At 46.8% G+C, this 8986-nt stretch carries 6 protein-coding genes; 5 read left to right on the top strand and 1 reads right to left on the bottom strand.

Going from position 1 to position 8986, the window contains the following annotated elements; genetic code table 11:
• Positions 1-72 precede the first annotated feature (72 nt).
• Complete coding sequence (locus tag ACY2VW_RS13350; protein ID WP_461878388.1) at positions 73-984, bottom strand: AraC family transcriptional regulator; 912 nt, start codon at positions 982-984, stop codon at positions 73-75.
• A gap of 299 nt (positions 985-1283) precedes the next feature.
• Between ACY2VW_RS13350 and clpB the strand changes: the two genes are divergently transcribed.
• The 5 genes from clpB (at position 1284) to ACY2VW_RS13375 (ending at position 8918) form a co-directional block, all read left to right on the top strand.
• Positions 1284-3890, top strand: coding sequence for an ATP-dependent chaperone ClpB (clpB, locus tag ACY2VW_RS13355; protein WP_461878389.1), 2607 nt, complete (start codon positions 1284-1286; stop codon positions 3888-3890).
• Positions 3887-4060 carry a DUF4250 domain-containing protein gene (locus ACY2VW_RS13360; protein ID WP_022461670.1) on the top strand — a complete coding sequence of 58 codons (174 nt, stop codon included), beginning with the start codon at positions 3887-3889 and terminating at the stop codon, positions 4058-4060. The genes clpB and ACY2VW_RS13360 overlap by 4 nt, the downstream gene beginning before the upstream one ends.
• A 290-nt stretch (positions 4061-4350) precedes the next feature.
• The gene (locus ACY2VW_RS13365; protein ID WP_461878390.1) at positions 4351-5991 is read left to right on the top strand and encodes a TIM barrel protein; all 1641 of its coding nucleotides are present in this window, start codon (positions 4351-4353) and stop codon (positions 5989-5991) included.
• 212 nt (positions 5992-6203) lie between these two features.
• Positions 6204-8459, top strand: a complete 2256-nt coding sequence (locus ACY2VW_RS13370; RefSeq protein WP_461878391.1) for a hypothetical protein — start codon at positions 6204-6206, stop codon at positions 8457-8459.
• Between the two features lie 195 nt (positions 8460-8654).
• Complete coding sequence (locus ACY2VW_RS13375; RefSeq protein ID WP_461878392.1) at positions 8655-8918, top strand: hypothetical protein; 264 nt, start codon at positions 8655-8657, stop codon at positions 8916-8918.
• Positions 8919-8986 lie beyond the last annotated feature (68 nt).

Consider the following 8986-nt stretch of genomic DNA (forward strand, 5'->3'; position numbering starts at 1 on the left):
GTAAATTGCTGATTTACTTTACAGGTATCATTATAATGCAAAAGACATAGGGAAAATATTTCTTTTCCGCCATTACCTATCACTATTCTGCCATTTTTTTCTATATTCTGTAGGTGAACAATATGCATATTCCCGAAAAACTTTTCCAAAATAACTGCTGCTCCCTAAACCACACTCATGACTGATAACAGTAACGGCTTCCTGCCCCTTTGCCAACATCTGACAGGCAATTTGTAAACGGTAAGTTGTTATATACTCAACGGGTGTCATGTGCAGACAGTCATGGAACACTCTGTAACACTCCCTTTCGCTTAGATATGCTGCCTCAGCAAGTGCCGGAATAGATATTTTTTCTCTGTAGTGTTCATGAATGTATATCATCATCAGCTTTATTTTATCGTTGCTTTTGTTATGTTCCCCTTTCTTTTCACGCATAGAACGAGAAAGTTCAAAAAGCATGAGCCATATTTCCGTTAGGGCTTCCCGTAGTTTTATTTCATATCCAAATTCATCACTGGATAAACGAAATGAGGCAGCAAGCAGTTTCAAAATCCTTTCTTCTTCTGCATTGCCCGGAAAAAGCGAGATTACCTCAATCTGCGGGGCTGTTATGACAGGTGAAATATATTTTTGTTCAATCCTGCTTCCTTGTTCTCCGGCAAGTAAGGAAACGTCGAAAATATGAAGCAGCTGTATATTCTTTTCTTTCTGCGATATTGCTTTTGTCATATGGAGTACATTGGGATTTATCATGCCGCCGCTTCCAGCCGGAAACAATATTTTTCCTCCTGGCGTATCATATTCAATGCTGCCGCTTTCCATATAAAAAAGTTCCACTGTCCTGTGCCAGTGCCACGGTACATAACCCCCTATATATTTGTCAAGTTCTGCCCTAGAAGCGATATAGGGAAAATCTTTTTCAAAACCGGGAAGCAATTCTTCCTTGCTTCCGGTATAAAATTCAATGTTATGGATATTTTTCATGTCTGTTCACCTGCACATCTGGGATTTTGTATCTGCCTTATAGGTTAAATATACGGGAATAGCTCGGTAATTGTCAATCAATCAAAACAGATGCATCCGGAAGACTATAAAAAAGGGTCACAAATTTTAGGGTGAGTGCGAAAAGATAAATTTTTTTGTAAAATAATTAGCACTCACCTCTTGACAGTGCTAACGACTCGTGTTATAGTACGACTAGAACAAAAAAGAAAAACTTTACATTCTCACTCTTTTTGTTCGGAGCGAATGTTAGCATTTGATAGATAAGGAGGAAGCCGATTATGAATATCAGTAAATTCACACAAAAATCGCTGCAGGCAGTACAGGATCTGGAAAAGACCGCATACGATTTCGGCAACCAGGAAATAGAGCAGGAGCATCTGTTGTATAACCTCCTGCATCAGGATGACAGCCTGATCCTGAAAATGATCGAAAAGATGGAAATCAACAAAGATCATTTTCTGAACCGCGTCGAGACGGCGCTGAACGACCGCGTCAAAGTGTCCGGCGGTCAGCCGTATATCGGCCAGTATCTGAATAAAGCACTGGTAAATGCTGAGGATGAGGCGAAAGCCATGGGAGACGAGTATGTTTCCGTAGAACACCTCTTCCTGGCTATGCTGAAAAACCCAAGCCCGTCCATGAAAAAACTGTTTCAGGAGTACGGCATCACAAGAGAGCGTTTCCTGCAGGCATTAAGCACCGTGCGCGGAAACCAGAGAGTCACCACCGACAACCCGGAGGCAACATATGATACGCTGGAAAAATATGGTCAGGATATTGTGGAAAAAGCCAGAAACCAGAAAATGGACCCGGTTATCGGCCGTGATACCGAGATTCGAAACGTTGTCCGTATTCTGTCCCGTAAAACAAAAAATAACCCGGTTCTGATCGGTGAGCCTGGTGTTGGTAAAACCGCAGTCGTAGAGGGTCTGGCACAGCGAATCGCAAACGGCGATGTGCCGGAGAGCCTGAAAGACAAAACGATTTTTTCCCTCGATATGGGAGCCCTGGTAGCAGGAGCAAAATACCGCGGCGAATTCGAGGAGCGTCTGAAAGCCGTTCTGGAAGAAGTCAGAAAGAGCGACGGAAAAATCATTCTGTTCATCGATGAGCTGCATCTGATCGTCGGCGCCGGAAAAACCGACGGTGCCATGGATGCCGGAAACATGCTGAAACCTATGCTGGCAAGAGGCGAGCTGCACTGCATCGGTGCCACAACGCTGGATGAATACCGTCAGTACATCGAAAAAGATGCCGCCCTGGAACGTCGTTTTCAGCCGGTTCAGGTTGACGAGCCGACCGTAGAGGATACGATTTCCATCCTGCGTGGCTTAAAAGAGCGCTACGAAGTTTACCACGGCGTAAAAATCACTGACGGTGCACTGGTTGCCGCTGCAACCCTTTCGAACCGTTACATCAGCGACCGTTTCCTGCCGGATAAAGCAATTGACCTGGTCGACGAGGCGTGCGCCCTGATCAAAACAGAGCTGGATTCCATGCCGGCCGAGCTGGATGAGCAGCGCCGTAAGATTCTGCAGATGCAGATCGAGGAAGCCGCACTGAAAAAAGAGACCGATAATTTAAGCCGCGAGCGTCTGGAAACATTGCAGAAAGAACTCGCAGAGCTGAAAGATACCTTCAATTCTGCAAAGGCACAGTGGGAAAATGAAAAGAGTTCTGTCGAGAAACTGTCTAAACTGCGTGAGCAGATCGAGGACATGAACCGTCAGATCCAGAAAGCAAAGAATGATTATGATCTGAACCGCGCCGCTGAACTGCAGTACGGTGAACTTCCGAAATTACAGCAGATGCTGGAAGCGGAAGAGAAAAAAGTCAAGAACGAAGATCTCTCTCTGGTACACGAGAGTGTAACAGACGAAGAAATTGCCAGAATCGTCTCCCGCTGGACCGGAATCCCGGTTGCAAAACTGACCGAAGGCGAGAGAACCAAGATCCTCGGCCTGGAAGATGAGCTTCACACCAGAGTGATCGGTCAGGATGAGGCGGTTACAAAGGTTTCGGATGCGATCATCCGTTCCAAAGCCGGAATCAAAGATCCGACAAAACCGATCGGTTCGTTCCTGTTCCTTGGACCTACCGGTGTCGGTAAAACAGAGCTTGCAAAAACGCTTGCAGAAAAGCTGTTTGACGATGAGAACAACATGGTTCGAATCGATATGAGTGAATATATGGAGAAATATTCCGTCTCCCGTCTGATCGGAGCGCCTCCGGGATATGTAGGCTACGAGGAGGGTGGTCAGCTTACCGAGGCAGTGCGCAGAAAACCGTATTCTGTTGTTCTGTTCGATGAGATCGAGAAAGCGCATCCGGATGTCTTCAACGTTCTGCTGCAGGTACTCGACGATGGCCGTATCACCGACTCCCAGGGTCGTACTGTTGATTTCAAAAACACCATTTTGATCATGACCTCCAACATCGGATCCCAGTATCTGCTGGATGGTATTCAGGATGACGGCAGCATTTCTGAAGAGGCGAGAAATCTGGTTCTGCAGGATCTGCGTGCACACTTCCGTCCGGAATTCCTGAACCGTCTGGATGAAACAATTATGTTTAAACCATTGACAAAAGACAACATTGGTCATATCGTAGATCTGTTGCTGAAAGGCCTGAACAAACGTCTGGCAGATCAGGAGCTTCGCGTTGAGCTGAGTCCGGCTGCAAAACAGTTTGTGATCGATGGCGGTTACGATCCGGTTTACGGCGCACGTCCGTTGAAACGTTTCGTTCAGAAAGAAGTAGAAACCAGCACCGCAAAACTGATCCTTGGCGGTCAGGTGAGCGAGGGTGACACCATTCTTCTGGATGTGGAAAACGAAGGTCTGAAGGCAATGATCAAACCAGGTGTGGAGGTAGTGGACGAATGATGCCGAAAGATCCCGTAATGCTGCTGAGTTATGTGAATACACAGCTGAGAGATTTTTACCCGTCGCTCGCAGAATTCTGCGCGGCCATGCAGACAGAGGAATCCGATCTGCGGGAAAAACTGGCGCTCATCGACTATGAGTATGATGAGAAAACGAACCAGTTTGTATAAGAAACAGGGGCGTCCTGCATATGCAAATAGTGTATGCAGGACGCCTTTTTTAACCGAATTTACCGGAAAGTTCGTTGAATTTTTCGGTAAATTAAAAAGCCCTCCGGGCAGGATCGCACTGCGGCGGAGGGGAATTATGTCGCTGAAGCGACCCTCTGCAGAAGTCTTTCTTACTTTAGAAAAAGCATATCTTTAATGGAAGAAACAGATGTGATAAAATAGAAGAAAATGAAAGAAAATCCGCTTAAAATATGGGAAAAACAGCGGATTTGGGAGAAGGAGGAAGCGAAATGTATTTTGGAGTGCAGATGTATGGGGTGTCAAAAGAGTGGAAACAGGATCCGGAAGGATTTTTAAAGAAAATTTATGCGGCAGGCTACCGTCAGATCGAGCCGTGCCTCGGCTTTCGCGTCGATGCCAGAGACTACGGTTTCTGGCGCCCGGAGGATCTGGAGCAGGCGATGCCGCTATTGGAAAAATACCACATTGAGGTTCACGCAGCCCATATCTTTCTGGATGAATACCACTATGAAAGAGAACTTGCCATCCTTGCAGAGCTGGCGCAGAAATATCATATTTCCTGGTTCGTCGTAAAGAGCCCGGCACGCCTGGCGAAAGATGTTCTGGACGAAACCGCGGTAAGATACCGCGAATTGGCAGAAGAGCTCGAAAAGGCTGGTGCCGGTCTTCTGATTCACAATGAAAAAGAAGACATCTGCATCCGCGTGAATGGAAAAACCGCATACGAATACCTGCTGGATGCCTGCGGAGGAAAAGTTGGTGCCGAAGTCGATACCGGATGGATGTACTGCGGCGGTGTCGATCCGGAGGAGTTCCTGTGGGCACATGCAGATCTTGTCAAAGCAGTTCATTATAAAGATATGAAATTCACCGGAAAAGAAGCACCTCTCGGAAAAGGCATGGTCGATCTGAAAGCATGCTTCCAGTTTGCCCGTGCAAACGGAGCACTGCAGATTGTGGACATGGATGCGACGACACTGGAGGACACCTGCCGTGCCGGACGGATGCTCTCCGGCTGGACCGGCGACCGGGACAGCACCGACAGTATCCTGTGTACTCTGGATGTAGAAACGGGAGAAGAGACAGTGCTCCATGAATTTCCGGGAATCATCGAAGCACCGAACTGGCTGAATGATGGAAATACCCTGCTTTATAATTCCGAAGGAAAAATCTATCGCTACGAAATTGACAAAGACCATGTGGAGCAGGTTGATACCGGCGACTGTGTGCAGTGCAACAATGACCACGTTCCGTCACCGGATAATAAACTGCTGGCGGTAAGCTGTATGCCGCCGGAACTCAAAGACGGAGTGTATGAATCTCATATCTATGTGCTCCCAATGGGAAAAGGAACGGCGAAGGATCTGACCGGTCCGGGATGCAGCTTCCTTCATGGATGGTCACCGGATGGAAAAGAACTTGCCTACTGTGCATTCCGTCAGAATCCGGAGGAGGAGAAAATGCGCATTGAGATCTGCACCATCCCTGTGGATGGCGGCGAAGAAACCTGTCTGACGGACGGAAAGGGCTATAACGACGGTCCGGAGTATTCACCGGACGGAAAGCACATCTGGTTCAACAGCACCAGAAGCGGTCTGATGCAGGTATGGCGGATGAACCGTGACGGCAGCGGTCTCACCCAGATGACCGATTCCGATGCCAATAACTGGTTCGGCCACGTTTCGCCGGATGGAAAACACGTCATTTACCTGACCTTCACCAAAGGCGAGCTGGAACCGAACGAGCATCTGCCGAACATGCAGGTATCGCTTGGAATGATGGATTATGACGGACAGAATAAGAAAAAACTGCTGGATCTTTTCGGCGGCCAGGGCAGTATCAACGTCAACTCCTGGGCACCGGACAGCCGCAGAATTGCGTATGTGAAATATGTGCTTCATCACAAATAAAGGAATATCTTAAGAAAATCTGACGGGCCGTAAAAATTCATGGAAGTATTGTGAAAAAACGTTGAAAGTATTTTAGCGGAAATGCACAAGAATTCTTACGAATTTTTACGGCCCGTTGACTCTTTTTCTGACACACGTATAATGAAAGTAACAAGAGAAACTGCGGCCCCTGGCGGCTGCAAAACAATCAAAAGGAAAGGAGGATTTGTGTTATGAAGAAAACGAAAAAAATGCTTTCGTTTGTACTGTCCATGCTTCTGATCGTGACGATGTTCCCAACCATGGCATTCGCAAAAGAGGAAGCCAAAACGTGGAAGTTCGGAGAGCTTTCGCTGAAAGCAGGCGATGTTCTCGGCAAAGATACGGAGATTAAAAATGATGCAGAGAACAGAGAAATCCGAATACTTTCAGAAAAAACAAATCCGGATGACAAAGAAAGAATAAAAACAGAAAAAGAGGCTGTGATCGCAGCGGCGGCTTCCTGGAATCTGAAGGATCTTACGGAAAAGGCCAAAAAGGCTCCGGCAGATTATCTGCTTAAAAAGGCAGACAGCTGGAACGGAAGCTGGATTGTAACAAAGATCGCAGAAACGGAAACAAAAGATGCCATTGAAATTCAGATAAGAACCTATGAGTACGTAGCTGTAACAGAAATCCAGGGCATACCGAAAGAAATCCCGGGAACCACCGCACTGACGGGCAAAGCAGTTCCGGAAAATGCAGATCAGAAACAGATCACATGGAAAATCACGGATGCCGGGATGACAGGTGCTGTTTTAGACGGCACAAACCTGAAAGTAACGAATGCCGGAACCGTAAAACTTCTGGCGACAATCAAAGACGGAAAGAAAACCGGCGTTGACTTCACACAGGAATTCACTGTGATTGTAAAAGCCGCAGATTACACCAAAGTAACAGAAGCGCTGGCGCTGATCCCGGAGGACATGGGCCGGTATACAGAAGAAAGCGCGGCAGCTGTTCAGAAAGCAAAAGATGCGGTAAAAGAGAACCTGCCGTCAGCTGAACAGGAAACCGTAAATGGTTATGCGGCAGCCATTCAGACAGCAGTAAACGCACTGACGCTTCTTGGCGCAGATTACACAGAAGTTGATGCAGTACTTGCCAAAGTTCCGGAAGATCTTTCTATCTATACGGAAGAGAGCGTGGAAGCACTGAAAGCAGTCATCGCATCCATCGACCGCACCAAAACGATAGAAGAGCAGCAGGCAGTTGCTGCTTATGCGGAAGCACTGGAGAATGCAATTGCAGCACTGGTACGCAAACCGGTTCCGGCAGATTATCTGGGAGTGGAAAAACGCCTGGGAGAGATTCCGAAAGACTTATCCATTTATACCGAAGAGAGTGTAAAAGCACTGAATGCGGCAAAAGAAGCCATTGTATGGGATCTGGATGACAGCAGACAGGAGGAAGTCGATCAGTTTGCAGAAAACCTGAAGGCAGCTCTTGACGGACTGACCCTGAAACCGGCGGACTACAGCGCCGTAGACGCGGCTCTTGCCAAAGTTTCGAATGATCTGAGTATTTATACGGAAGAAAGCATTCATCCGCTTCAGACAGCGATCAACAGCGTAGAAAGCGGAAAAACCATTCTGGATCAGGCAGAAGTAGACGGCTGGGCAGCAGCAATTGAAAATGCACTGGCAGGACTGCGGGTTCGGAAAGCAGATTATTCCAAAGTAGAGGAAGCCATCAAAAAGATTCCGGCGGACCTCAGTCTGTATACCGATGCGTCTGTAAAAGCACTGGAAGGTGCAAAGAACAGCGTCGTAACCGAGCGGCCGGTCACAGAGCAGGAGAGCGTAGACGGTTACGCAAAAAAGATCGAGGCAGCGATTGCCGGCCTTACGTATAAAGATGCGGACTACAGCAAAGTAGATGCCGCAGTGAAGAAGATTCCAAACGATCTGAAGAAATACACGGACGAGAGCGTAAAAGCAGTCAATGATGCAAAAGCAGCGATTGTACGCGGAAAGAATATCACGGAGCAGAAGACGGTGGATGGTTATGCGGCAGCGCTGGAAAAAGCGATTGCCGGCCTGAAACAGAAACCGATGACTGCGCAGAGTCTTCCGAAGATTACCAAAGGAGTCAATCAGTCAGGTATGCAGGGCAAGGAGCTTTCCTTCACCGCAGATTTTGAAGCAAAGGATCTCAAAAAGGTTCTCATCGACCAGAAAGAGATTGATGCGAAGAATTATGTGATGGCTGGAAAAGAGAATACGCAGGTTACGCTGAAGGCAGAGTATACAAAGAGTCTGGGAGAAGGCAAGCATACGATTTCGATCGTTTCAAGCAAGGGCCAGGCGGATACCGTATTCTATCTGAAGAAAGCAACAAAGAGTCCGGACACGGGAGACCGCACACAGGTGATGCTGTGGGTGATCCTGCTCAGCGTTTCTGCAGCAGCAGTGGTCGGAGCAGTTGTTTATCGTAAACGTGAGAAATAAGAGTTGAAAGGGAAAGGGCGCCGGAAGGCGCCTTTTCTTTTGGACGGTTTCGAATAGATTCTAAATAGTCAGATAAAATACGAAATATGCAGAATTAACTATATTTTTCTAAAAATAAGAAAATTCGAAAAAAGGTGTTGACTTTTGTTTTGGGCGGTGTTATTATAACTAAGCTGTCAGCGAGAGCTACAGTGAATGAGTTCTTTTGAAACAGAAAAACCTAGTTCGGAGCCGGGTGGCTGCCGCAGGTTGCAGAAACTGCTTCAAAAAAACTTAAAAAAGTTCTTGACAAAAGCAAATGAGTTTGATAAAATAAACGAGTTGCTGATCGAGAGAACAGCAAAGAAGTTCGAAAGAGCTTCAAAAAACAAATTAAAAAAGTTCTTGACAAACGAAAAGCTCTGTGATAAAATAAACGAGCTGATCCGAGTCGGAACGGCAGAGATCCTTGATAATTAAACAGTGAAACACATCCTCGAAAGTTCTGAATAAGTAATTCAAAACGATCGAAAGATCCTTTAAAACAG

It is taken from the genome of Fusicatenibacter sp. (genome assembly GCF_977045365.1).

Bases quoted from the DNA above. Each gene is read 5' to 3' on its own strand.
- ACY2VW_RS13350 (WP_461878388.1), bottom strand. From the start codon at position 984: ATGAAAAATATCCATAACATTGAATTTTATACCGGAAGCAAGGAAGAA.
- clpB (WP_461878389.1), top strand. From the start codon at position 1,284: ATGAATATCAGTAAATTCACACAAAAATCGCTGCAGGCAGTACAGGAT.
- ACY2VW_RS13360 (WP_022461670.1), top strand. From the start codon at position 3,887: ATGATGCCGAAAGATCCCGTAATGCTGCTGAGTTATGTGAATACACAG.
- ACY2VW_RS13365 (WP_461878390.1), top strand. From the start codon at position 4,351: ATGTATTTTGGAGTGCAGATGTATGGGGTGTCAAAAGAGTGGAAACAG.
- ACY2VW_RS13370 (WP_461878391.1), top strand. From the start codon at position 6,204: ATGAAGAAAACGAAAAAAATGCTTTCGTTTGTACTGTCCATGCTTCTG.
- ACY2VW_RS13375 (WP_461878392.1), top strand. From the start codon at position 8,655: ATGAGTTCTTTTGAAACAGAAAAACCTAGTTCGGAGCCGGGTGGCTGC.